At 44.5% G+C, this 26,314-nt stretch carries 19 protein-coding genes; 1 reads left to right on the top strand and 18 read right to left on the bottom strand.

The window, feature by feature from the left end; translation table 11 throughout:
- From HF312_10540 to HF312_10495, 10 genes are all read right to left on the bottom strand, one after another.
- Complete coding sequence (locus HF312_10540; GenBank protein ID MCU7520642.1) at nucleotides 1-1,149, bottom strand: twin-arginine translocation signal domain-containing protein; 1,149 nt, start codon at nucleotides 1,147-1,149, stop codon at nucleotides 1-3.
- A complete protein-coding gene (locus HF312_10535) occupies nucleotides 1,136-2,344 on the bottom strand; it encodes a C40 family peptidase (GenBank protein ID MCU7520641.1) in 1,209 nt (402 codons plus the stop codon). The genes HF312_10540 and HF312_10535 overlap by 14 nt, the downstream gene beginning before the upstream one ends.
- 78 nt (nucleotides 2,345-2,422) lie before the next feature.
- Complete coding sequence (locus HF312_10530) at nucleotides 2,423-4,357, bottom strand: PAS domain-containing sensor histidine kinase (protein ID MCU7520640.1); 1,935 nt, start codon at nucleotides 4,355-4,357, stop codon at nucleotides 2,423-2,425.
- Nucleotides 4,358-4,616: 259 nt separating this feature from the next.
- Complete coding sequence (locus HF312_10525; GenBank protein ID MCU7520639.1) at nucleotides 4,617-7,169, bottom strand: T9SS type A sorting domain-containing protein; 2,553 nt, start codon at nucleotides 7,167-7,169, stop codon at nucleotides 4,617-4,619.
- A 370-nt stretch (nucleotides 7,170-7,539) separates the two neighbouring features.
- Nucleotides 7,540-8,223 (bottom strand): GDSL family lipase, encoded by a 684-nt coding sequence (locus tag HF312_10520; GenBank protein MCU7520638.1) that lies wholly within the window; start codon nucleotides 8,221-8,223, stop codon nucleotides 7,540-7,542.
- Between the two features lie 44 nt (nucleotides 8,224-8,267).
- Nucleotides 8,268-9,767, bottom strand: a complete 1,500-nt coding sequence (locus HF312_10515; protein MCU7520637.1) for an MBOAT family protein — start codon at nucleotides 9,765-9,767, stop codon at nucleotides 8,268-8,270.
- A 70-nt stretch (nucleotides 9,768-9,837) separates the two neighbouring features.
- Nucleotides 9,838-10,068, bottom strand: coding sequence for an acyl carrier protein (locus tag HF312_10510; protein ID MCU7520636.1), 231 nt, complete (start codon nucleotides 10,066-10,068; stop codon nucleotides 9,838-9,840).
- 1 nt (nucleotide 10,069) lies between these two features.
- Entirely contained in the window at nucleotides 10,070-11,794 is a 1,725-nt protein-coding gene (locus tag HF312_10505; GenBank protein MCU7520635.1) for a fatty acyl-AMP ligase, read from the bottom strand.
- An 81-nt stretch (nucleotides 11,795-11,875) separates the two neighbouring features.
- A complete protein-coding gene (locus tag HF312_10500; protein ID MCU7520634.1) occupies nucleotides 11,876-13,297 on the bottom strand; it encodes a hypothetical protein in 1,422 nt (473 codons plus the stop codon).
- 91 nt (nucleotides 13,298-13,388) lie between these two features.
- Nucleotides 13,389-14,075, bottom strand: a complete 687-nt coding sequence (locus HF312_10495) for a GDSL family lipase (GenBank protein ID MCU7520633.1) — start codon at nucleotides 14,073-14,075, stop codon at nucleotides 13,389-13,391.
- Between the two features lie 487 nt (nucleotides 14,076-14,562).
- On the opposite strand from HF312_10495, the gene HF312_10490 reads away from it, so the two are divergent.
- On the top strand, nucleotides 14,563-15,339 hold the full coding sequence (locus tag HF312_10490) for an NAD(P)-binding domain-containing protein (GenBank protein MCU7520632.1): 777 nt from the start codon (nucleotides 14,563-14,565) through the stop codon (nucleotides 15,337-15,339).
- 69 nt (nucleotides 15,340-15,408) lie between these two features.
- On the opposite strand, the gene HF312_10485 is transcribed toward HF312_10490, so the two are convergent.
- From HF312_10485 to HF312_10450, 8 genes are all read right to left on the bottom strand, one after another.
- Complete coding sequence (locus HF312_10485; GenBank protein ID MCU7520631.1) at nucleotides 15,409-16,446, bottom strand: 6-phosphofructokinase; 1,038 nt, start codon at nucleotides 16,444-16,446, stop codon at nucleotides 15,409-15,411.
- A gap of 152 nt (nucleotides 16,447-16,598) precedes the next feature.
- A complete protein-coding gene (locus HF312_10480) occupies nucleotides 16,599-18,782 on the bottom strand; it encodes a UvrD-helicase domain-containing protein (GenBank protein ID MCU7520630.1) in 2,184 nt (727 codons plus the stop codon).
- Between the two features lie 251 nt (nucleotides 18,783-19,033).
- Complete coding sequence (locus HF312_10475; GenBank protein MCU7520629.1) at nucleotides 19,034-19,999, bottom strand: aminopeptidase; 966 nt, start codon at nucleotides 19,997-19,999, stop codon at nucleotides 19,034-19,036.
- Between the two features lie 44 nt (nucleotides 20,000-20,043).
- Complete coding sequence (locus HF312_10470; protein ID MCU7520628.1) at nucleotides 20,044-20,796, bottom strand: hypothetical protein; 753 nt, start codon at nucleotides 20,794-20,796, stop codon at nucleotides 20,044-20,046.
- Nucleotides 20,797-20,935: 139 nt separating this feature from the next.
- Nucleotides 20,936-22,219: a major facilitator superfamily domain-containing protein 1 gene (locus HF312_10465; GenBank protein ID MCU7520627.1), complete on the bottom strand. Its 1,284-nt coding sequence runs from the start codon at nucleotides 22,217-22,219 to the stop codon at nucleotides 20,936-20,938.
- 129 nt (nucleotides 22,220-22,348) lie between these two features.
- Nucleotides 22,349-23,809, bottom strand: coding sequence for an aminoacyl-histidine dipeptidase (locus tag HF312_10460; GenBank protein ID MCU7520626.1), 1,461 nt, complete (start codon nucleotides 23,807-23,809; stop codon nucleotides 22,349-22,351).
- Between the two features lies 1 nt (nucleotide 23,810).
- Entirely contained in the window at nucleotides 23,811-24,194 is a 384-nt protein-coding gene (locus HF312_10455) for a PqqD family protein (GenBank protein ID MCU7520625.1), read from the bottom strand.
- An 89-nt stretch (nucleotides 24,195-24,283) separates the two neighbouring features.
- On the bottom strand, nucleotides 24,284-26,305 hold the full coding sequence (locus tag HF312_10450) for an oligopeptide transporter, OPT family (protein MCU7520624.1): 2,022 nt from the start codon (nucleotides 26,303-26,305) through the stop codon (nucleotides 24,284-24,286).
- Nucleotides 26,306-26,314 lie beyond the last annotated feature (9 nt).

Below are 26,314 nucleotides of genomic sequence, written 5' to 3'. Positions count from 1 at the left end.
TTAGATTTTTGTAATACCAACGCCCGGCAGATCGGTAAGTGTAACTTTGCCGTTAACAACGGTTGTACCTTTATAGATATCGTTGCTGACAAGAAGGTTGCCATCCAGATCAGCCCAGTCGACTTTGGGAGAAAGCTGTGAGGCAGCAGAAACAGCACAAGAGGTTTCAGTCATGCAGCCTATCATAACCTTCATTCCGAGTGAGCGTGCGAGGATGAGCATTTTCTGGGCTTCTCTCATGCCCGTACTTTTCATCAGCTTTATGTTAATGCCGGAATATACTCCGTGAGCCTTAGGTACGTCTACAAGCCTCTGAACCGCCTCATCGCCCATTGTAGGAAGAGGGCTGTGTTCGGTAACCCAGGCATTTTCATCCATCATGGTTTTGGGCATCGGCTGTTCAACAAAAACGACGTTATGTTCCTTAAGCCAATGGATCATATCAATTGCTTTCTCTTTATCCTTCCATCCCTGGTTGGCGTCGACGGTAAGGGGTACATTTGTAACCGAGCGGATGGTTTCAATCATTTCCTTGTCGTTATCGAGGCCTAACTTCACCTTCAGGATCTTAAAGCCTTCGGAACCTGAGACAGCCTCCTGAGTTTTCTTTCTTACCACGTCGGGCTTATCGATGCCGATGGTAAATGTTGTATTAGGCGTTTTATTCTTGTCGTAACCCCAGATATTAAACCATGGCTGGTTCATGAGTTTTCCAATGAGGTCATGAAGCGCGATATCAACAGAAGCCTTGGCAGCGGGGTTTCCCGGAGCAATTGCGTCAATATCAGAAAGTATGTCGTCAAGATCGAAAGGGTTGGAATATCTGGATAAATCAACCTTTGAAAGGAACTCTGTAGCCGTGGCGTGAGACTCTCCCAGGTACGGAGGCATTGAGGCTTCTCCATAGCCGGTAACGCCTTCATACTCAATTTCTGTCAGCATGATAGGTGTAGTTGAACGTGAGGCTTCGGCAACTGTAAAGACGTGTTTAAGTTCAAGAGTATAGGGTCTGAACCTGAATTTCATTTTTCCGGATTTCATAGTGTTAATGTATTTGTTTGCAAAAATATTATTTGAGAATCCGCCTAAAAGAGCGGTCCCGGCAGCTAGGCCGGATGTTTTAAGGAAATCTCTTCTATTTTGTTTCATTTTCAACCTTCAGTTTAAGATTGTTGCTTTTTATGAGTGATATTCCGTTTTTATCCAGTGAGGTAAGAATTCTCCTTGCCCTCAGGAATGTATCGAACCTGTGGGAGTTGAAGTCTTTCTTTGACATGTCGAGGCTATTTATTCTAACCCTTCCGGAAGAATGAATATACTCGCCGTTACCTATGTACATTGCAACGTGAGTTGCTTTCTCTTTAGTAGTAGCCGTTGCCTTGTTTCCGAAGAAAAGCAGGTCGCCCGGTTTAAGGTTATCGAAACTGTCTTTAGTATCTACAGGATCGCCTGAATAAACCTGCTGTGAGGCATCACGCGGCAGAATAACGCCGTTTAAGTAATAAACCGTCTTTGTAAAGCCGCTGCAGTCGGCTCCTTTGACAGAAGTACCGCCCCAGAGGTAAGGAAGGCCCATGAGTGACTTTCCGGTTTTAATAAGGTTTTCTGCACTTGGGTCACGGCTCTCGAGCCAGCCGTTAAAATCTGTGCATTCATCTTTGGGTATAAAAGCAATCCTTTGGTCGGGATATTCAACCTTTACAAAACCCTTCTCTTCGCCCATATATTTCAGGATATTTCCTTTAACGATGTCTGAAACGTGAGCCGCATTAAGATCGGGTTCAGAGAGCGTAAAGCCGTAGAAAGCGGTATAGATAACTTTTGATGCATTATTCCAATTATCATAATCACTTCTTGTCATAGTCTCAACGCCGTCGCCATCGACCCAGGCAATATATTCATCGGGAGTCTGAATGAGATACCATCCGTGATCTTTTTTAAGAACCTTTACAGGAGTGCCAAGCAGTCCCTGCGTAGCCATTTCCGCCGAGTGTTCATGATTTGTTCTGAGGTTTGCAACTGAAAGGTCTACAACGCCGAAAGTTTTTCCTTCCAGATCCTTTGAAGGGAGCATGGAAATTTCATCTTTAACTTTAATGTTATTTTTTTTCAGTTCTGCGAGGAGTTTATCTTTTGCATGCGGAAGGTTTGTTTCTCCTTTTAGAGTTACAGCCCCGTTTTCTTCCACCGTATGAACATTAAAAATTGCCGTACGCTTATCAGGAGCAAACTGCTGTTTTACTTTATCGAGTAATTCTGTCATTTTTTTGTTCTCTTGTGCACTTGTGAATGTCAATGATCCAATTAAAAAACCGGCAAACAATACATAAAATATTTTTTTCATATAGCTCACGTTTTTTAGATTAATTTAAGGTTCAATTAAAGAATTTTGTAACAGATTATTTATTTCATGAACACACATTTATTTCAAGGCCAAAGGCAGTGTAAAAGTAAAGCTGCTGCCATGGCCAGTCAGGCTTTCGACGGCAAGCGTTCCTCCGTTTTTTTCAACAAATTCCTTGCAGATTAAAAGTCCCAGTCCTGTTCCCTTCTCCTGCTCAGTGCCCGGAGTAGTGCGGTTTTCACTTAAGCTGAAGAGTTTTGAAAGCTGGAGGCTGTCCATTCCCTTGCCTGTATCGATTACTGAAATTTTGACGACGTCCTTATCCCTTTGTGCCATTAGGCTGACCGTTCCGGCCTGCCCTGTAAATTTAATTGCATTAGAGATGAGGTTACGCAAAATGGTATCAGTCATCTGCTTATCTGCATAAACCATAAGTGCCGGTTCGATTTCATAGCAGAGCGTTATCTTCTTTTTACAGGCGTTAGCCTGATAGAGCTGAACGACCTCGTCACCCAGCTCATAAAAGTTAAATGCCTGGGGTACAAACTCAATTCTTCCAAGCTGGAGGCGCGACCACTGCAAAAGATTTTCAATCAGTTTATATACGCCGCTGGCGGATTTATAGATGCTGCCTGCGAACTCTTTAATTTCATCCGGGTTGAGGTCCTCCAGGTAATTAGTCATATATTCAGAAAACCCCAGCAGTGCAGTAAAGGGGCTTTTAAGATCGTGTGCGATAATTGAGAAAAGCTTATCCTTGCCCGCATTAATGGCTTTTAGCTCTTCTTCGTCTTGAATCTTTTTTGTAACGTCCAGCATGAGGCACATTCCAGCCGAGACGAGGCCGTCTTTTTCCTTTATTGGCAGAGTATGGAATTCGTAAAACCTGTCAAAGAGCTTTTGAATAAAAATATTTTCCTTGCCATCCAAAGCCGCGCGGTAAAATGGCTCAATCAGTTTACACGTTTCAGGCGGATATAGTTCCCATATAGTTTTTCCTACGACAGAGTCGAGGTAAGGACTGGTTCTGGCAATTTCATTACCGTCGGCTACTATGTAGCGCAGATTTTTATCAAAGAGAATAACGCATCCATTCGGAAAATTCTGAGCCAGAATCCTGTAGCGTTTTTCGCTCATGGAGAGGGCCTCTTCGGCAATTTTCCTTTCGGTAATGTCGCGGTTGCTGCCGCGTCTGCCCAGGAGCACGTTTTCCGGGCCATAGGCCGGCTGAGAGAGGTGAGCAATCCAGCGCACTTCCCCGCCTCTTTTTACGATCCTGAATTCTATTTCAGTCTGCTCATGGTAGCTTTTTTTGTCGCATGTATGAGACAGATAGAAGTCCAAATCCTCAGGATAAATAATGGATTCAAAAAGTTTAGGATCGTTTTCAAATTCTTCAGCTCCGTAGCCGGAAATTCTCATGCAGGACGGGGATGAATAGATAAAGCACCCATCGGGACTTATCCAGAATTCCCAGTCGTATGTATTTTCAGCAACGATTCTGTACTTTGTTTCAGACACCTTCAGTGAAGTTTCAACTTCTTTGCGTTTGGTAATATCAGTTGAAATTGAAACTACGCCTTTAACTTTTCCATTTTCATCAATATGCGGGATCTTATCGGTCTGAAGCCATTTAATCCCCTCAGGGGTATGGAAAAGCTGTTCGATATTTCTAAATGCCTTGCCGCTACTGATTACCTCCTGGTCGAGCAGGAGGAAGTCAGCCGAGAAGTCCGGGAACAGTTCAGCGGTTGTCTTACCGGTCCAGTTTTCCTTCTGGATTCCGCAAACCTCAGCCATAGCCTTATTGACATTTACGTACCTGTCGTCTTCATCTTTATAAAAAATGTAGGATGGTACGGAGTCGAGTATTATTTCCAGACTTGAGCTGGAAATTCCCGGCGGGTCATGCTTCAAGGTAAAGTCTTTCATATCGAGTGAAGCCTCACAATCTCCAGGCTGTCTCAAGGTTTTCTTTACCGGATCAGATCCTGTATTATTATGATCGTCCATATTAGCCCCGAAAAGACCGATAATAAATAAACCGCAATTTTTATCATCCAAAGTTAACAAAATAATTTAAAATGGGAAACGAATTATAATGCAAAAAGGCAAAAGCCTTAGGAAGAGAGAATAAAAGGTATGAGCCATGAATAAAAATACCGGTATATAAGGGTAAATTGCATAAAACAAGCTGCAATGAATAAACAGGCCCCCTTGCAAGTATATTACTTTTAAGGGGGCCCAAATTACTTTTACACGTCAGAGAGGGTTATTTCAGGAACATCATTTTTCCCGTAGTCACATTCTCCCCTGCCGTAACCCTGTAGATATAGGATCCGCTTGGAAGAATGCTGCCCGCGTTGTCCTCTCCATGCCAGAGCAGAGTGTGCAGGCCGGAAGCAGTCTGTCCATGAAGAAGTGTTTTTACTTCCTGTCCCAGCATATTGTAAATCTTAACCGTCACAAAAGAGGCCGCAGGCAGGCTCAGCCTGATTGCAGTAGACGGGTTAAACGGGTTGGGATAGTTCTTAGAAACCTCAAACTTTTCAGGAATAACTGAGTTGCTTCCCGTTTCCACGCCGGTTACTGAAGCTGCAACAAAGCTTTCCACGTTTGAAAATGCGGAGGCTTTCCCTTCTGAATTAAATGATCTCACCTTCCAGTAATATGTAGTTCCTTCACTAAGGCCGTCCAGTGTTTTATTTGTTGATTCTATGCCTGTTACAGTTTTGGCATCGGACATATCCTTATTAAGCGAATACTGGACCTCATACTTCAAAGGTGAAGTTGCGGCTGGGACAAACCAGCTTAAAACAGGTGAATCTGTAGAAATCCTAACTCCTCTTACCGGACTTCCTGTAATCGGAATGATGGACAAAATTCCGGGGGTTACCGTAAAAGTAGCCACATCTGAATGTTCAGAAATATTTTCCGGATGCTCGGCTTCATATGAGTAAACTACCCATGCATAAGTAGCGCCGGGAACAAAACCAGTGTAAGTTGCATTCATCTCTGTAATAGCTTCCTGTCTTATGAACTGGTTCTCGGGGCTGAATGTCTGTTTATAAATCACCACGCAGAACTTCAGGCCTTCGGGTGAACCTGGCAGGAACCACTGCAGTTTTGCAGTATTGGAACTTAACTGCTCTCCGGGGCATGGTGAAGATATAATAGGCTTTAATGGCTTAACCGCAGCCTCTGCAACTACCTTAAACTCCGCCGGGGCCGAAGGCGCTGTCCACGAACCGTTTAAGCCCAGCCTCGACTGAACGTGCCAGTAGTATACTTTGCCGGCCAAGAGAGAATTTTCAGCTCCTGAAGTGGACAAGTCCGAAGTAGGAGAAAGAGTAACCACCCCTGATGTAAAATCCTTGTCCTCAGCATACTGAACCTGGTACTGAAGCCCTGTTCCATCTCCGCCCACATACCACGAAAAGTTAGGGGTTTTTGAATAAACAGCTGTACCCCCTATGGGCCACGACGGAGTGGGTATAATTGCTGTTGGAATAATTCCTCCGTCGATCTTGAACTTAGCCTCTACGGTGGACCAGGCGGAAGCTTTAGCTTCAGAACTATCCACTGAGGATCTGACCTGCCACTGATAGCTTTCACCGGCAGTTAAGCCTTCAAGAGCAAAATAACTATTCTGAGTCCAGGCTGTCTTTGTATAGGAAGCGTCGGTTAATTTTTTATACTGTATCTGATAGTAAAGGCCCGGGAAGTATGTATTCAGATACCAGCAGGACTGTACTGAAGTTGAATACACAGTGGCCGCGCCAACGGGCCATGATGGGACGGGCACCGGTGCAGTCTGAGCCAGTCCGGAATAAATCTTAAAATGCGCTTCATCTGACGCAGCGCTTTCTTTCGAGTTGTCGCTAATAAGTCTGGATTTTACTTTCCAGTAGTAGTCTCCGGCTGCCAGGTCGGATGTAACCTTTGCATATGAATCCCGGCTCCAGCCAGTGTTAAGCGTAGTACCGTCAATTACAAAGTTCGGCGTGGCAGAATAGTATACGTTAAATTCCAGTCCCGGGTCGGCAGAACCAAGATACCACAGGAACTCAGGCGATGAAGTATAAACAGTTGCGCCTCCAACGGGCCAGCTTGGAGTGGGAGTTATAGGTCCCGGGTCAGCGGGAATTGAAAAGCTTTCAATTTTGGAGTAGGAAATTATATAGCCGGCCGCGGACTTAGAGCGGACCAGCCAGTAGTAGGTTTTACCTCTTTCAAGATTATAGATTGTATAATATGTCTGTTCCAAATCGGGAAATCCTTCAGGAGCAACGAGCTGATTGTCGACAGGAGCTGTCCTTGAAAAGATGAGGTCATATTTCACACCCGGGCTGTTAGGAATAGTATACCAGGAAAAATTCACTGATTTTGTATAAATCACCGTATTGTTTACCGGATATGTCAGCAGAGGTTTAACCTCGGCCATTGTGTAGAAACTTCTCGTTTCGGAGTAAGGTCCCCATGATTCATTGCCAGCCTTAACATGCCAGTAGTACTGCTTATTGTTTTCAAAGCGTTGTGCAGCAGTTAAAGGCATCCACGCAGCAAAATTATTTGGCAGCTGCGAAGCAGCACTTAAGCCGACTTCACAAAATATTTTGGAGAAATCCTTATCCGTAGAAATCTGGAGCCAGTATGTTGTTGCTCCGGCAGAAATATTCCAGTATAGCATCGGTTGAATTGAAACGCCGGCAGCCTTATTCTCAGGAGCAATCAAAGTAACCGCCGCAGGTGCCTGTGCATAGAGCGCTGCAGGAAGGAGCAGCAGACACAAAAGCAGAAGCTTAGTAAAAATAACTCTTCTCATTTTCCCCTCAATTTAATAATAAAAGTAGAAGTCTGTGCAAAGACAGAAAAATAACTTACACCAGAAAACCCGGCCCAGGCAAAGGCCGGAGAAAAAATCTATATTTATGCCAGTTATTTCAAAAAGAGAAGCAAAATTTACCGTATCACAAAAAAAGCAATGAGCGCGGTCACTGCATTTATAAAAACAAATAACGCTTTTTAAGTTAACAGGTGGAATTTTCATTGTCAAGCCCCGGGAAGACATTTAGGAATAATTTTGCAGCCCAAAAGGGCCCAATCCATGGTAATTGCACTAAATTATGGTGTAATTTTCTGAGAGAAGATAGTTCACCCAGGGAGAGAAAAAATTCAGGAAATTTCAGCTTGAGCTATCCGGAGCCCGGTTCCAGGAGCCTGTTTATTACTGGTGCAATCTCATCGCGCCAGATAAGATAGCCATCTGCATTCAGGTGGATGCCGTCAAATGTAAGTTCGCTTCTAAGATATCCCCCGCGGCTCATTTTGGAGTTGAGGTCGATAAACAATATTCCTTTTTTTTCTGCATATGATTTAAGGAGGTTGTTTAAGGTTGCAATTTCCTGATTTTTCTTTGAGGCGAGCATGTATTTTGAAGCGACATATAAAGGGGACTGCATAACAGGGATAATGCCATTTTCCTTAAGAGCCTCAACTACCTTTATGTAGTTGGCTGAGATCAGTTCAGGGGGATAGCCCGAATAAAGGTCGTTGATGCCTCCCATGATAAAGCATATTTTGGGCTTAAGCCTAAAGACATACTGCATGCGGCTCAGGTAATCCCTTATGCCGTCACCCGGGATGCCGCGTTCAGCAATGTCGGTTCTGCCAAGGAGCTCATTCCAGTTAACGCCGTGAGTAAGGGAATTTCCGAGCATGACAATTTCGGCGTGCTCGGTTTTATATATGCTGTAGAGCCCAACCTGAAGGCGGTGATCCAGTGTCCCGTTGTAGTAAGTTGAATCAGCACGGGCACAGAGCTCCGAAGCAAAAAAGAAAAAGAAGAAAAACGAAAGAATCCATACTTCCCTTTTCATCTTAATTCACCTGATTAAAATGTTACCATCATTTTTAGCCACTGTCAGAACTGAAAATATATAAACGGCTGCAGGTCTGCCGATTTAGCCTGTGCGACAACCCATATCATAACGGCAAGAATTAAAGCCTTACCCCAAAGAGGTGTCTTTGTAAGAAGCCCGGCAGATTTCACCTCAAACGATTTCGGAATAAAATGCAGTACGTAGCCCGCAATAATCAGTGCGAAGACCGAAGGGAAAGCCTGTACAAACTGTACGAATACGCCACCCTTGAAATAGTTAAATATCTGCGAGAACATGTCCATTGCCGAAGAGAAACTAGTTGCCCCGAACAAAACCCACGTCACTGCAATGAGATGGAACGTAATAATAACCTGGAGGACGTGGAGTACCTTAGAGTTACTGATACCCAGCTTTTCATATAGCATCTGCTTTGGCTTTTTTGTAAAGAGGGCAAAAGCCATCATAAGGCCGTGCACTGCGCCCCAGAGTATAAATGTATATGATGCACCGTGCCAGAGTCCGCAGATAAGGAAAGTAATTACGAGAGCTGAAGCGTTGCCCAGAGTTCTGAGGTTTCTGAATTTCATCTGAAGCGGGCGGAAGAGATAATCCTGGAGCCAGCTTGAAAGAGATATATGCCAGCGTCTCCAGAATTCAGCAATTGAAGCCGCCTGATAAGGAGAGTTGAAGTTATCCATGAGCTTAAAGCCCATAAGAAGAGCCACACCAATAGCGATATCAGAATAGCCTGAAAAATCGCAGTAAACCTTTAGTGCATAGCCATAAACGGCGAGCAGGTTTTCAACCCCTGTATAACGCGTGGGCATTTCAAAAATGCGGTCCACGAAGTTTACCCCGATGTAGTCGGCAATGACGGCTTTCTTAAAGAGTCCTGCAATGATAAGGAATATTCCCCGTCCGATATAGTTTTCCGGGATTTTCACGTCACCTTTAACCTGAGGCAGAAATTCAGGTGCACGGTCAATTGGTCCGGCCAGAATACTTGGGAAGAAGGAAACATAAAGGAGAAAATCCCTGAAGCTACCTTCGGGTTCCATCTTCTCCAGGAAGACGTCAAGCACATAGCTGAGCGCCTTGAAAGTAAAAAAGGATATTCCGACGGGAAGGAATATATCCAGAGGAGTAATGGCCGAAGAGCCAATATGGTTAATTATTTCAATAAAAAAATTCGTGTACTTAAAGTAGAACAGAACGCCAATATTCACGACAATTGATGCTATCAGCGCCGTTTTTTTCTTCAGGGGGCTTTCACTTTGCCCTATAAATTTTCCGGCCGAAAAGTTAAACAGAGAGCTGAATATAAGTAGGAGGAAATAAAGTCCTGCCGCCTTATAGTAAAAGAAAAGTGAAAATATGATCAGAATGTATACGCGGAAATTTCTGCTTTTTGAAAATGCGCTGTAGAATATCAGGAAAGCGAAGAAAAAGAACAAGAATTCCGCGGTGCTGAATAAAAGCGGATCATCCGGGACATAAGTAAAAAGTGAGAGAAACTTATTAAGATCAATATTGTGTAACATTTCTTTTAAGCCGCCTGATATTTGCCGTTATAAATTTTTAATAACTTAAGAAAAGGTTGTTAAATTTCCATCAGTTGGTTTTTGAATCAACCAGCTTTTGAAGGTCCCCTATATTTTTCAGCTTCAGAACCTCAATATTCTTAAAGCGGACCTTGTATTCATTTTCGACTGCCAGTATAACGTTAATATGGTTTAATGAATCCCAGCCCGGCACCTCGTCGGCTCTGGTGTCGTCCTGAATTTCAAAATCCTCCAGGTGAAGGACATTCAGGATTGTTTTTTTCAGTCTGTCTGAAATCATATTACCCCCATAAAACTTCTTCTTTGCTTTTTAATATTCTTTCCATATTTGCCTTGCGGGCCGGTTTTCCGGCCGAGCTCTTAATGAGCCATCTTGGAGGCACAATATAAACATTTTTTATAGTAACGTCTATCTGCATTCCTGTTTTAATTATATCCAGACGGAGTTTTTTCAGCATTTCAGGCTCTGTAAAGTGGGATTCAGCAATAACCGAGATCTGTTCACTTCCGATTGCAGGGTCCTCCTCACCGAAGGCAATTACCCTGCCTGGTATGACGCCCCCGGCCTGCATGACCTGGTCCTCGACGTCTTCGGGATAAATATTATTTCCCGCGACAATAATAATATCTTTTTTGCGTCCGATAGCATATAAATAGCCCTCCCACAAGAATCCGTAGTCGCCGCTATAATACCACCCGTCTTTAAGAACTTCAGCGGTTTTTTCCGGATAGTTCCTGTAGCCTTCAAAAACTGTCTCCGATTTAATTACAATTTCGCCAACCATTCCTTCCGGGAGCTCGCTTCCCTCCTGGCCGAGAATCTTTATTTTAGTCTTTCCGATCGGTTTACCGGAAGATACACAAACGCGGACGACCTGTGTAGAGCTATTGGCCAGCTTTACAGTCCCCTTTGAAAGCAGCTGCCTGTCGACCTCAAGGTGTCTTGGTTCCACACCAGGCTCTGTCTGTGTTGCAGAAAAAGTAATTTCAGCCATTCCATAGCTGGCCGCGAGCTTTTCCTTTGTGATTCCGAGATGGCCGAAGGAGGCGAGGAATTTCATAAAGCTGTCGTACCTTACAGGTTCGCTGCAGTTTATGAGCATCCTTACAGATTCAAGAGAAATGCCTTCCAGGTCCTCGGTGCGTATCTTGTCGGACATCAGGTTGAAAGCGAAGTTCGGGAGCCATGAAAGTGTTGCCTTCTCCTTTGAAATGGCGTCCAGAAGTATTTCCGGCACCATGACCCACTGGAAAGGATCCATCTGAATTGCCGTTATACCTGAGGCCAGGGGCATATGAAAAGCCGCAATGAGGCCCATATCATGGTACAACGGGAGCCAGGTTGCAATCTTATCCTTATCCGTAAGCTTTACTGCCTCTGAATAGTTAGCAATCTGAAGCAGTATCTCTTTATGCGTAAGGAGGACCGGCTTCTGCAGCCCGGTTGTGCCCGAGGAATGCTGCAGAAGAAATGGGTCTGTGGATTTCATGTTATTGCGTATATTGAGGATTTCCTTATACTCATCATTACTTACGGGAACGTCCTCATGAAGTTCCAGAGGGAAAATGATCCCCCTTATCATGCTGTTCTGGCTGAGTGTAAGGGGAGCTATGATGTGCTCAAGCTCCCTTTCAGTCATTATCCAGTCCAGTCCCGAATGTCTTGCCATTCCCTCAAGCCCCTGTCTGAACTTCTCCGGATGGAGTCTTCCGTTCGGGTATGCCAGTACAGCAGGAATTGCGCCTATGCTTGCAATTGCGAGGTAGAGAGGATAGAATCCGGCATTATGCCGAACGATTATGGCGCACACGTCACCTTTTGAGATTCCCTTTCGCATGAGTGCAAGGGCAACCCTGTCAGCGTTTTGAAGCAGGCTGCCAAATGTCCACCTGTAAGGTTCAGCCTCGGCATCCCAGTGAACAATAGCCTCTTTCTCGGGGAACAATGCCGCATTGAGGCTCCAGCGTTCCCAGATGGTCTCATTCGGATTATATCTGTTGATCATAATATTTCCTCTCACTCTCTGGAAATTTTTTTAATTACAGGCGGCTAATAGATCCTGCATTTTTAAGCAGGGCTGCTGCCGTTATTTATGTGAATAATAAGCATTCGTAATGGCCTTAGATAACATATTTGCCACCTTCTTTGAGCCGTCGAGAGAAATGTGGCCATAGTCCTTGAATGCCAGTCCTGAGCTTGCCCATGCGACTATAGAATTCTCACCTCCCATAGCCTCAAACATATTCCAGAAAGTAATGCCAGTTGAATTGGCAATTTTCTTCTGTGATTCCACCATTTTAATTACGTTCGGGTCCGTAGCAAACTTTGTTCCCCTCTTTATTGCCCTGTCGCCAACGCTGACCAGGAGAATGCTTGCCTGCGGGAAATCGCGCTTAAGGTCATTTATTACATTAGTCATCTGGTTTTCGTACCAGCCGAAGTTGACGCTGCCGGTTGAGACCATATTCTGCCCGAAGCTGAGTATGATTAACTTATAGTTAAGGTACTTATTAAAGTCTCTCATCACCTCAGATGAAATGTCCCTGAATGAGGTTCCTGTGTTTCCCCTCCAGGCGAAGTTGTCGAGGTAGACGCCAGCTCCTGATTCCATGCTGATGCCGTAGAATTTAGCCTGTTCAGAAACGGTTGCAGTCATCTTAAAAGATTTGCCGTTTGAAGGCACTGTAAGGAGAAGCTCCTTAACGCCTTTACCGGTCTGAAGAGGAGCCATCTGCTCGCTTCCGTTATTGAAGGAATACTTAATGGATGAATTTTTTGCGTCGGAATAATATATTTTAATTGTTCTAAAGCCGCTTGCCGAAGAATAGCGGTTGTAGCAGTCGTATTTAACCCAGCTTCCGGCCTTTGGAATAAATGCAAAACCGTTGATTCCGAGAGGAATATTGGCTTCTTTTCCAATTATCACAGAAGAAGTCTTCCAGTCGCCCGAGAAAGAAATGCCCGTAGAAACCCTGAATGAAACGTCCTGTGATGTAACAGGAAGAAATCCCGCGCCCATGCCGCCGAAATTCTTCTGGAGGTCCTGTCTCATATCGGCATCAATAAGGTCGCCTTCAAGCCCTGAATCGCCATAGTGGGCTATTCTGACGCTTTTTGAGCGGGACTGCTTGAGTGCATCAAAGAAGTTCCTCATCTGGGCCACATTACCTGAAAGTCCAACGTTTGTCTGAGCCGGCTGAGATGAATTACCCTCAGGTGAAAACTGATCAGCGCTTAAAATGCGGCTAAGAGATTCAAAAAGGAACTGCCCCGGGAAAGAGGCATATACCATTCTGCCGTCAGGCTTTATGGCAGAGAGAACTTCTGTATTTTGTGAAGTCCCAAGGCTTAAAAGCGAGTCGGGTTTAATGTCAGAAAATAAGCTGACGGGTTTTGTCTTAAAGAAAACAATGTTTACACCTTCAGGGATGTAAGAAAGAACAAATGAGAACAGAATTGCCAGACCTATAACAGCTACCGGCCTGTTCTTATCTTTGATTGAAGTCATATAAATTTTCCTTCTTGATGTTGAATAACGCTTTATCAGGCAGGAATTACCTTCCTTGAAACCTTGTTTTAATTATGAGTAATAGAATTGCCTATTGAATCATTTTATTCAGGATCTGATCCAGCTTTTCACGCCAAATGGCATAGCCATTGGCATTCAGGTGCAGGCCGTCGTAAGTCAGTTCATCCTTCAAGAGCCCATCGTATGTCATTTGTGGAATGAGGTCAACAAAAGTAATATTGTTCTTCGCGGCGTAATCCTTCAGGAGCATATTAAGCTTATTTACTTCGGGATTTTTGTCGCGTGCGTTGTGCCATTTTTGTGAGACAAAAAGTGTTGACTGTATGACAGGGATAATGTTATGATTCTGAAGTCCCCTTATCACCCTTACATATTCATTAAAAACCGTGTCTACACTGAAGCCCGAATAGATATCGTTTATTCCGCCCATAATAAAGCAGACTTTTGGGTTGAGTTTGTAGATATAGTCCAGGCGGCTTAGGAAGCCTTCAACCATATCGCTTGGTATGCCTCTTTCGGCCACATCATTTCTTCCAAGCAGTTCATTCCAGTTGACGCCGTGCGTTATGGAGTTTCCGAGCATTACGACGTTTGAGTGCTGTGTCCTGTATATGTTATATAAACCTGTCTGCAGCCAGTAGTTCGGATTTTGTTTATAGGCGGCGCTGTCTGCTCCTGTTGAAAAAGCAGAGGCGCTTTGAGCAAAAAGAAAAGTAAAAATTGCAATTAAGATTAGCGGCATTTTGCCTGTATTCATTTAACCCCTCAAATTTCCGTTAACGGTAAATATTAAAAAATAAAGAATAAAATCCAAGCAGAAATGCACTTAAGTTTATATGAATTAACATTATACAGCCCTCATTTTGCGCCATAACACGTTTAGCAGCAATAAATTAAAGATTTTTGCGCCCACAGAGGAAAAGTCTTGCTTTTTATGCCGCTTCTTGTATTTTGTGTAAGTATAATATTGTGCATTTCAAAAGAAAGCGTAAAAACCGACTAAATCCGTGACTAAAGTTCAAAGAAATGTTGTCTTTTCAGTATTGTCTGCATTAAAAGACTCATTGTGCATCCACAAGAATTCTGAACAGTGAGCGCTCGAGGTGAGACTCCCCGCCTGTTTCTCTTTCTCTTAAGAGGCGGCACATCTTCCTGAGAGGAGTTCGCCCATATTTTAATCTCTAGAGTTCAAGACATTCGAGATATCAGTTGCATTAAATTTACAATAATTGTCCGGAGTGTATATGGATTCAAATTCTTACGGTTTCATTGGCGGGGGCAGGATTACCCGCATAATCCTGAAGGGCCTTAGCAATACCGGGCTGACTTTTCCAAATGTCGTGGTCAGTGATATTATAGCGGGATATCTGGAAAAGCTGAAGCAGACTTATCCGGAAATTTGTATTTCATACAATGACGACAAGCTCCCGGCAAGGCAGGATATTGTTTTCCTTTCACTTCATCCCCCGCTTATATGTGACATTTTGAAAGAAATAAGGACTGAGCTCAGTAAGAACAGTATCCTTGTCTCACTGGCACCAAAGATAACAATATCAAAAATGCAGGAGGCTCTGGGAGGCTTTAGCAGGATTGTAAGAGTAATTCCGAATGCTCCTTCAATTGTAAATGCGGGTTATAACCCGGTAAGTTTTTCTTCCGGAATTACTGGAAAGGAAAAGGCGGCAGTTCTTGATCTGCTTAAGCCACTTGGCGACTGCCCTGTAGTGCCCGAGGAAAAGCTGGAGGCCTTTGCAGTCCTTACCGCAATGGGGCCCACGTATTTATGGTTCCAGCTTTATGAATTAGGAAACATCATGAAGGAATTCGGCCTCAGCGAAACTGAAGCAGAAGAAGGCATAAAGAAGATGGCCGAAGGGGCCTTAAAGACGATGTTTTCGGGTATGACTTCGGAAGAAGTAATGGATCTAATTCCCATTAAGCCGATCGGGGACGTGGAAGAAAAGATAAAAGAGACCTACAGAAATAAACTGCTGGCAACCTACAACAGAATTAAGCCATAAAAGAATTAAGCCATAAAAAAAGCCGGCTGCCATAAAGGCTGCCGGCTTTTAATCAAACTAAGGACAATATCATCCGAAGAATGTTGCAGCAACATCCATCAGCTTTGCATCAACAGTCTTAAGTTCTCCTGTAGCAGCTTCAAGAGGAACGGCAACTATGTCAACACCCCTGAGTGAAGCCATTTTACCGAAGTCACCCTTTTCCACCAGTTCAGCGGCAAATACGCCGAAGCGTGTACCGAGTACTCTGTCGAAAGCTGTTGGAGATCCGCCTCTTTGAACGTGGCCTAAAATTGTTGCTCTTGTTTCAAAGCCTGTACGCTTTTCAATTTCGCTTGCAAGGAGGTTTCCGATTCCGCCAAGTCTTACGTGGCCGAATGAATCGAGTTCCTGGCTCTGCAAAATCATACTCTCTTTTTCATCAGATGTATCCCACTGTGCGCCTTCGGCAACAACGACTATAGAGAAGTTTTTGCCTCTTGCGTGTCTTTTCTTCAGGACGTCGCAAACTTCGTCCATTTTGAAAGGCTGTTCAGGGATAAGAATAATGTCAGCTCCGCCGGCCATACCTGAATGAAGTGCTATCCATCCGGCGTGACGGCCCATTACTTCAACTACCATTACGCGGTTGTGTGATTCGGCTGTTGTGTGGAGGCGGTCAATGGCTTCCATTGCAATATTAACAGCTGTATCGAATCCGAAGGTATAATCTGTTGCGTTAAGATCGTTGTCGATTGTCTTGGGAACGCCAACAACGTTAACGCCTGCCTTGTATAATTTTGTTGCAACACCGAGTGTATCCTCGCCGCCGATAGCCACGAGCGCATCTATGCCGCTGTCCTTCATATTCTTAATTATAGTAGCTTCGCCGTTCGGCACTTTATAAACGTTTGTGCGTGAACTTCTGAGAATAGTACCACCGCGATGTAAAATACCTGAAACTGCATCGACATCCAGATTAATATATTTATTCTCAAGTAAACCTTTCCACCCTTCTGTAAAACCAACAACCTGATGGCCATTCTGAATGGACTTTCTAACAACTGCACGGATAACAGGATTCAGACCTGGGCAATCTCCCCCGCCAGTCAACACTCCAATTTTCATTTTTCCTCCGGTTTAATAATATCCATTTAAGGTATACAACTTAATTTATCTAATTCAAGGGGATTTTTCCCCTTTAGCGAACACGTGGAAAGCAGAAAAAAGAACATAATTATCCAGTTAAAGGACACTGGTTCTTTTACTTCCGCTATTTCCTAAAGAACTTTTAATTTTGCAAATTTCACAAGGAGCTGTTTTACACCTGCCTCCTCGAAGGCTACTGTAACTCTCTGCATCTCGCCGATGCCGTTGATCTGCTGGACCTTTCCGAGACCGAACTTTTCATGCATTACCTTTGAGCCCATACGGAGAGACTTCTGCTCCTGGTTAAAGTCATCATAGTCCTCCTGGTAATGCTCATCGTACATAAAATCTTTCTTAGTGCGGCGGCTGGAGCCCTTGCGCCCCGCGGCACCGTTAAGCTCGACATAAGTTGCCGGGTCCAGTTCCTCGATGAACCTGGATTTGCTCTGGTATGCAACCTCTCCAAAGCGGTAGCGTGAACGGGCGTAGGTTAGAAAAACTTTCGACTGTGCGCGTGTAAGTGCGACATAGAAAAGGCGTCTTTCCTCTTCAATTCTGGCGTCGGAGTTAAATTTGGGGGCAAGCGGGAATATATCCTCTTCAAGGCCCGAGACAAAAACGACCGGGAATTCCAGCCCTTTTGCGCTGTGGACAGTCATCATTGTAACGCTGTTATTCTCGTCTTCCATCTGATCGACTCCCGAGACAAGAGAGACCTCGGCCAGGTACTGTTCCATAGTAGCATTTGGGACACTTTTGGAGTAGTCGCTTATTGCGTTAAGGAGTTCCTGAATGTTCTCATATCTTACGAGCGACTCGGGAGTGTTTTCCTCCTTATAAACCCTGAGTATACCGAGTTCATCAATAAGGGCCGAAATAAGCTCGCTTAAGGAGAGTTTTTCATTGAGTGTAATATATTTATCCAGAAGGAGCTTGAATGCCTTGACGTTCTTCTGAATTCTTTCCTTTACCTCAATTACCTCGAAGACCCTCATCATTGTATCGAAGAGTGTAAGGTGATGCTTTCTGGCAAAAGCAATCATCTTGGAGATGGAAGTATTGCCTATTCCGCGCTGCGGAAAGTTCATAATCCTGAGCAGGCTTTCCTCATCGGCCTGGTTTGCCAGGACCCTCAGGTATGCAATTACATCTTTTACTTCTTTTCTCTTATAAAATTCTATTCCGCCGATGATTCTGTATGGAATCCTCTCGCGCCTGAAGGCGTCTTCAAGGGCCCTGGACTGTGAGTTAATTCTATAGAGTATTGCAAAATCCTTATATGAAAGCTTCTTCTGCGAGATTTCCTCTTTTATAAGCTTTGTAAGCTGGTAAGCCTCGTCCTTTTCATCCGAGCACCTGACGAGAGCAAGCTCTTCGCCGTCATTGTTTTCTGTCCAGAGCGTCTTGGCTATCTGTTCCTGGTTGTTCTTTATAACTGAACCTGCTGCAGCCAGAATGGTCTTGGTTGAGCGGTAGTTCTGCTCGAGGCGGAATATTTTAGCTTTCGGGAAATCCCTTTCAAAGTCGAGCATATTGCGTATATCGGCGCCTCTCCAGCCGTAAATGCTCTGAGCGTCATCGCCGACGACACAAATGTTTCTTTTAGACGAGACAAGGAGTCTTAAGAGTTCGTACTGAGCACGGTTGGTATCCTGGTATTCATCTACCAGTATATATGTAAATTTCTTTTTATACTTCTGAAGGACCTTCTCCTTTTCCTTAAAAAGCTCAATAGGCTTTAAGAGCAGGTCGTCAAAGTCCATAGAGTTATTCTCGTGCAGGCGCTTGTTGAATTCTTCATATATATCGGCAATTTTCCTCTCCAGCACGGAAGATGCGATATTATCGGCATATTCTTTAGGATAGATCATCTGGTTCTTCAGGAAGCTGATCTTATGGTGGATTGAATTTGCCGTAACGCCTTCCATCATCCAGTTCATTTCCTGGAGTATTGTGCTTACAAGAGCCGAGGAATCTTCGGTGTCATAGATCGAGAAATTGCTCTTAAAGTTAATTTTTTCGGCTTCAATACGGAGTATTTTGGCAAAAATGGAGTGGAAAGTACCCATCCAGAGGTGGTTTGCGCTTTCGCCTATAAGTGAGCGGATGCGCTGTTTCATCTCGTTTGCTGCCTTGTTTGTAAAAGTGAGAGCCAGGATAGAAGAAGGCTCGAATCCCTGGTCAATCAGGTATGCGATCTTATAAGTCAGCACCCTGGTTTTCCCGGATCCTGCTCCGGCAACAATCATTTGCGGGCCGTCAAGATACTCAACAGCTTCTTTTTGCTCTAAATTTAAGGTCTTAAGTAATGTCATGCAAGTAGTCTAATATTTAGTTTGCAAATATACTAAAAATTAGGCTAAAATTCAAAAACTACCCGCGAAATGCATTTTTCCGCTAAATTGGGGCCTGATTTGGAAGATTTTCGACTACTTTGACGATACAATTATACATCATCCATAAAGAAAAAGCAAGAATGTTTTTATGGGGATAAATATTCCCCCAAAAGAAAAGGCATGCCTCAAAGAGGCATGCCTTTTTCCCATTCAATTGACTTTCAGCGGGGCTATTTAAGGAGCAGTTTCCCGTCTTTCATAATAATTTTTCCGTCAAAATAAACCGTAGGCTTTTTAACCAGTCCATCCAGGTGGCTTGCCACGCGGACACTTCCGCCCATTGATTTATTATCCCCGAAAGCTATGTGAATTGTTCCCATGACCTTCTCGTCTTCAAGGAGTATGCCGCTTAACTTTGCCTTATCGTTGGTACCGATTCCGAATTCAGCCACATTGCGGGCATCTTTTCCGTGGGCGTCCAGCAATTTAATGAGTTTTTTAGCCTCGGGGCCGCCTTTAATTTCAGTGGCATAGCCATTTTCGACCTTAATTCTGATATTGGCGTTTTTCATCATGCCAAGGCCCGCCATGGAGCCGTCAACGACAACAACGCCCTGTGAGGTTCCTTCCAGGGGGGCCACAAAGGTTTCACCCGTAGGTAGGTTACCGCTTTCCCCTTTTTTATGGAAAAGCCCCTTGCTGGCATAAGCCGTTCGCCCAGAGATATCCATTGTAATGTCGGTCCCGGCCGGAGAAGTAACCCTTACGGTTCTGGTTTTTTCAAATACTTTTTTCAGTTTAAGAGTCAAAGCTGCAATTTTTTTATAATCTGCGTTTAAGCCGCGTATCATTACTTCAGGCGTAATGCCGGGGAAAGTTGCAATTCTGGCTCCATTATCAGAAGCCTGGCGCCTGGCATCTGTATGAGTGAGTGATTTTGCCGTGGGGCAGAAAACAACGTCGTATTTCTGCATGAGTTCTGCCACTTCAGCCGGGGGTTCCTCACCGTTAAACTGGCGCGATTTCATTTCAACTAAGAGAGCCTCATAGCCCAGGCTGAGGGCATTATTATATAATACATAACCGATATCTCTTTTTACTTCGTCTGTAACGACAAGAATTTTTTCTTTTTTCTTTGCACCCATGCAATCCTTAATTGCAATTACTGCCGCTTTGTCGAGTTTAGTTTTTGCCATGATATTTTTGTGTGGGATTATAAGGTTAAAGGATTTTGTTAGTTTTAGTAAAGTGGTATTCCGACGTTCAGCTGTATCAGGCCGAAGAGTCCGCCGTCAGTGATAAAATTGTTTATTGATGAGACCTGGTCGGGTTTGCTGTTTTCATCGTTATTTACGAGGCTGTCGAACGAGAATTTAGTATATCCGGCAGTAGCTTCCAGGCTTATATATTCCCCTACAATCCGGAATATGACGCCGCTTCCAAGCGTATAACCTACAGCAAGTTTATCATTGGAATAAGCGCTTTCCTTCAGAGTAGATGAGGTGGTAGATACATCAGAGGTCAGATTTGCCGAATGGAAGGTAACCTCGGCATCAATAAATTTAATGGCTATAAGTTTACCCAAGGAATAGCCAAAATCCACACCCAGACCGTAGTAGTTCAGGTCGAGCGTATACCTGGTACTGCCTCCCCCGTCACCTTCTGCGGGCTGTGACATCTGGTTTTGTTCTCTCAGGAACTGGTAGTAACCTTTGGTTGAAAAGACAAAATTGTTATACTTAGTACGGAAGATATTGGCTCCCACACGGAAGCCTTTTGCTTTACCAAATTCAGGCAGCTGCTGATTGGAATTAAGGAGTGCCTGCCGGATGAAATTGTTGAAGCCCTGTGCCTTATAGTTTTGAATGCTGTAGCCGGCATAAAAACCTCCCAGCCCGAGGCATCCAAAACCGCAGGTCTGCGCCTGAGTCCTGAGGCTGAATAAAAGCATCAGGACGGCCATGAAGGCAATATTAAGTTTTAATGCCGCCATATTAATCGCTCAGAAAAGAGAGTTCGAAATAAAAAACAATACCTGTTCCAAAATCTTTAATTCCCCTCTAAAATTCAACAACAAATTACTCTACCACATATGCCTTTGCACATTCTGCCCTTAAGTAAAGGCAGCGTTCCTAGCCGTTAGTTTGAAGTTTTTTATCCTTTATCCCCTCTTCCAGGCCGTGTCCCTGATGGCCAAGTTCGCTTTTCCTCAGGAAGTAAGCAAACAGAAGTCCGAATAATCCCAGAGAAGAAAAGATCCACATCCCGAGATTATAGCCATGGGTGGTATCATACGCCCATCCGATAAGCAAATTAAAACCGGAAAGCCCAATATTCTGTATCATTGTCATCAGGCCGTATGCCGTGCCAAGGCGCGACTCGTCTGTAATAATGGCAACCGAAGGCCACATGACCGCAGGCACCAGTGAAAACGATATGCCCATCATTGCCATTGGTATAATGAGGTTTATTGAAGTATAGGCCATTAAAAGGTATACCGGTATGATCAGAAGAGAGCCAAACATCATAAGCAAAGAACGTTTGCCTATATAGTCGGATAAAAGTCCGAAAAGTGGAGTCAGAACCATTGCCGAAAGAGTAAGGAGGCTGGACAAAAATCCGCCGAATTCTCTCGTGGTGCCGTGAGTTTCCATAAAGAACTTTACGGCAAAGGTCTGGAACGGGAACATGGCCGAATAAAATGTTACACAAAGGAGCGTTATAAACCAGAAAGAAGGCTTAAACTTAAATATTTCCTTAACTTTAATTTCATCCTGTTTTGGCACCTCGCGCAGGGCAAAAGCTTTGGAGGCATGTACGTCCATGAATATGTAAATAATAACAGAGGCAACAGAAATGGTGCCGGCAGCAACGGAAATAAGGAGCGGAGTCTGCCAGTTGTCGAAGAATGCCCTTCCCCAAGAAGGTGAATTAAGGGCTGCAAATGACCCGAGGCGCGCAATGGTGAGATTAAGGCCGAATGCAAATGAGAGCTCTTTTCCCTTGAACCAGCGCCCGATAATGGTTGTAATTGCAACTATAAGGCTTTCTGCGCCAAGGCCGAATATGAGCCTTCCTGCCGCCATGAATGTAAGGCTTGAGGATGAGGCTGTAACAATTGCCCCTAAAAGACAGAGTGCCGAGAATATAAAAGTTGATATCCTTGTTCCCAGGCGGTCAATAATAATTCCGCCAATAAGGACCATAAATACGTTCGGGATGCTGTAGATTGCCTGAAGGAGGCCAATATTGCTGTCTGAAAAATTAAGCTGTTTGGCCAGTAAGTCGGCCAGCGGGCTTATGCAGTCATAAACGTAATAATTGCCGAACATGGCAAGACTTACAAAAACGAGCACTCCCCAACGGTAGAGCTTTGATGGTTCCGGTTTAACTATAGTTGTTGCTGTTGTTTCCATAGCGACCTTTTCAAATGTCTCAAAAAAAGCAATTTAAATCTCCTTCAAGATAAACAAAGGCAGATTAAATTCTGATAAATAGCTTAAGAGCCCGGATTTCTCCGGGCTCCAAATATAACGATCCGGGATTTATTTTACAGGAATATTCTTCAGGACTTCCTTAAGAAGGTTCCAGAATTTTTCAACCGTATCAATTTTCACTCTTTCGTCAGGTGAATGCGCTCCTATGATAGTCGGACCAAAAGAGATCATATCCATATCTGAATAGCGCTCGTTTATGATGCCGCATTCAAGACCGGCGTGTATGGCCTTAACCTCAGGTTCGCCTTTATAAAGCCTTTCGTATGCAGATTTAAGCACGCCAAGTATCGGGGATTTTACGTCAGGCTTCCAGCCCGGGTACCCGTCGCCATGAGTGACTTCCGCACCTGCAAGCGTAAAGATGCTGCCAACCATGTCGGCCGCGTCGTCTTTTTCACTTTCAACAGAGCTTCTCTGGCTTGTTGTAATTGAAACTGTAGAGTCCCCGGATGCAACAATTGCGAGGTTTGTAGAGGTTTCAACGAGGCCTTTAATGTCGGGGCTCATTGTAAGGACACCGTGAGGAGCAGCATAAAGGGCGTTCAGGAGGTTATCCTGTGTCTTTTTATCCATAACGCCTTTAGGAACGTCGGTTTTGGAGGCCGAAACTGTAAGGCCCGGTTCATTTGTAGCCAGTTCTTTTTTAACCGTGCTGTTAAATTCCTTAACGAAATTCTCCAGCTCGGAAGCCCTGGATGAAGGAACAGCAACTGTGGCAAAGCCTTCGCGCGAAATTGCGTTATGCTTGCTGCCGCTGTTGATTAAAGACAGACGGGCATCAAATTTATTGCACAGGTTCCAGAGGAGGCGTGAGAGGATTTTTACAGCGTTACCGCGCCCTTCAGCAATATCGAGGCCTGAGTGTCCGCCCTTTAGTCCGGTAACATTAATGCTGTAGGCTGCTGAACCGGAAGGGACATTTTCAGTTGAGAATGTAAACTTGGCAAATGTATTCTTGCCGCCGGCGCATCCAATATAAAGCGCTCCGTCTTCTTCTGAATCGAGGTTTAAGAGTACGGTGGCCTTAAGCCAGCCCGGCTTTAAGCTTGAGGCGCCGTTAAGGCCTGTTTCCTCGTCAAGAGTAAAAAGGAATTCAAGCGGACCATGTTCGAGGTCTTTTGATTCCATTACAGCCAGTGCCGCGGCAACGCCTATTCCGTTATCGCTGCCCAGGGTTGTGCCTTTAGCTTTTACCCACTCGCCGTCTATAAAAGGCTGAATGGGATCTTTTTCAAAATCGTGTTTAACGTCGTTGTTCTTTTCAGGCACCATGTCGAGGTGGCCCTGCAGAACCGCGGTCTTAAGGTTTTCTTTTCCCTGTGTAGCGGGTTTTCTAACTAAGACGTTACCGAACTCATCTCTTAGGGTTTCAAGGTTGTTTCTTTTACCAACCGAGACGATATACTCTGCAAGTTTTTCTTCTTTTCTTGAAGGATGAGGCCTCATGCAGATTTCCTCGAAGTGATTCCAAAGCAATTCAGGCTTTAAGCTGCCAAGAACTTTTCCCATATTATTCTCCTTCTTTTTTAATTTCGTTGAAAGAAATATAACCTTCCATATACATTCTTGTAAAAAACCTTGTCAGGCGGTCGTGTACTGGCTGAATTTTATCGCCGAAAATTCCACTTAAGACTTCGGCAATCTGTTCCACATTCTTTTTCCCGTCTATCTGCTTCCAGGTTTCGGAGCCAATTTCATCCAATTTAATCTTAAAATGGGTGGATTTCAATCTGGGCAGTAAATATTTAGCCAGGAAGCGGTTTGTGAACTTGGGAACAAGGACTGTTACTATCCCCTGCTCGTCAATCTCTTCCTTGTAGACACGGTAAGGTGTAAGCTCCAGATAATTGGCTTCTTTCAGGATTTTTTTTCTTTCTTTAAAACTTAAGGGCATCCGGATAATTTTTTGATAATGATGAAATATGAAAAAGCCCCGGAAGGGCTAAAGCAAATTACGGCTTTAGCCCCGGAGCTTAAGATTTATTAGAACATTGCTGATGGCGGAGCAGGTTCGTTCGGGTCACCGGCATTATTTAACGGTATGCGAACGAGTATGTAGCCAATGATAACAAATACCACAAGGCTGACTAAGAATGTCGGATTCTGGAATATTACAGGAATCTTCCAGTCCACAACGGCAAAGAAAGCAAAGAGAAGTCCAATGAGGGCTTCACCGGCTATAAGGCCTGAGGCCAGGAGGACGCCGTTATTTTCCATGCGGGACATCTGTGCCGAGTTGAATTTACGTTTTGCAGCCAGCTTGTCTAGTATGCCGCGTATAAGGCCGCCGATAAAGATGGCAAAGGATGTTTCAAGAGGAAGATACATGCCTACGCAAACGAGCATCGGGCTTTTAACCTTAAGAAGAATAAAGCCGATTGCCATGAGTATACCAACAATGATAAGAGGCCATGCCATGTCGCCGCCTACAATACCCTTAGCCAGAATAGCCATGAGGCTTGCCTGAGGGGCAGGATAAGCATTACCGCCAAGACCTGTACCGCCCATGTTGATATCTCCCTGATGGAGGATAAGAAGCGGGAAGTACATTACTGATGTAGCCAGGAGGATACCAAATAAGTCACCCACCTGCATTTTCCAGGGTGTACCGCCTAAGATGTGACCTACTTTAAGGTCCTGCAGCATTTCGCCTGCAACAGCGGCAGCGACGCATATAACGGCTGCAACGCCCAAGACGGCAGCAATGCCCGGCATACCTTTAACACCAAGGGCAACCATTAAGATTGCGGCAATGATGAGTGTTGAAATTGTAAGACCGCTTATCGGGTTGTTGCTTGAACCGATAAGGCCCACGAGGTAGCCCGAAACGGCAGCAAAGAAGAAGCCTGCAATAATCATAACAACTGTAGCTACAACTGCGGCAACAAGATCCTGTGAGAAATAGTAATACACGAAGAATGTAGCTATAGAAGCTGCAATAAGCCCCATAAATACATATTTGAAGTTCATATCCTTCTGTGTACGGTCTTCAGAAACACCGCCCGTTGCGGCGCGTTTTACGTCACCAACTGCCCTTGTAAGGCCTGCCAGCAAGCTTTTACGCATTTTATAAAGAGTAAAAGCAGCGCTCATAAGCATACCGCCTATAGCAATAGGCCTTACGATAGATTTCCATACAAAGACAGCCTGGGCAATCCAAGTGGATTCAGAGTTGACGTCCACGCCCTGTGCCTGCAGTGAAGTGGCAATTTCAGGACCAAGGAAATACAAAAGGAGCGGGACAAAAAGGCCCCAGGCCAGAAGTCCGCCCGTGAAGTTCAAGGCCGCAAGCTGCGGGCCTATGATGTAGCCTACGCCCATATAAGCCGGGCTTACACCTGGAGTTGAAAGCATGGCACCGCCTGATACAGGCACTGAACTTCCGCCGCCAACGGCAATACTCTTGCTTGAGAAGGGAATGAACTTTTCCCAGCTGGCTGCAAAAGCCTGGAACTGTTTTAATGCCTGAATGAGGGCGCCTAGGCCCATGGCCCAGAAAAGGAATTTAGCACCGCTTTTTCCGGAGCGGCCTGCTTTATGTATTTCAGAAGCGGCAACTGATTCCGGGAAAGGGAGTTCTGCGTCTTCGACCATGACACGGCGGAGAATGGTAACAAACAGTATACCAACAACACCGCCCACGAACATAATTGCCGTAGCTTCAAGATAATGGCGAACCGAATAAAATTCTGTCCAAACGCCGGATATTAAAAATGCCGGGATGGTGAAGATTGCACCGGCCGCAACAGATTCACCAATAGAACCTACTGTTCTTGCAAAATTTTCTTCAAGTATGGAGCCCTTCATAATCTTCAAGAGGGCCATACCTATAACTGCTGCCGGATAAGTAGCAGCAATCGTCATGCCTGCCTTCAGCCCGAGATATGCATTTGCAGCACCGAGTACAACTGACATTACAAGTCCAATTATGAGTGCGCGGACCGTAAATTCAGCCATATTTGTCTCAGGAGAAACGAAAGGCACAAACTTTTTCTGTTCAGACATTTTCGCTCC

The organism is Ignavibacteria bacterium (assembly GCA_025612375.1).
Classification (GTDB): Bacteria; Bacteroidota; Ignavibacteria; order Ignavibacteriales; family SURF-24; genus JAAXKN01.
Note: the sequence above shows the minus strand (reverse complement) of the source record. Positions and strands in the feature narration are given on the sequence as shown.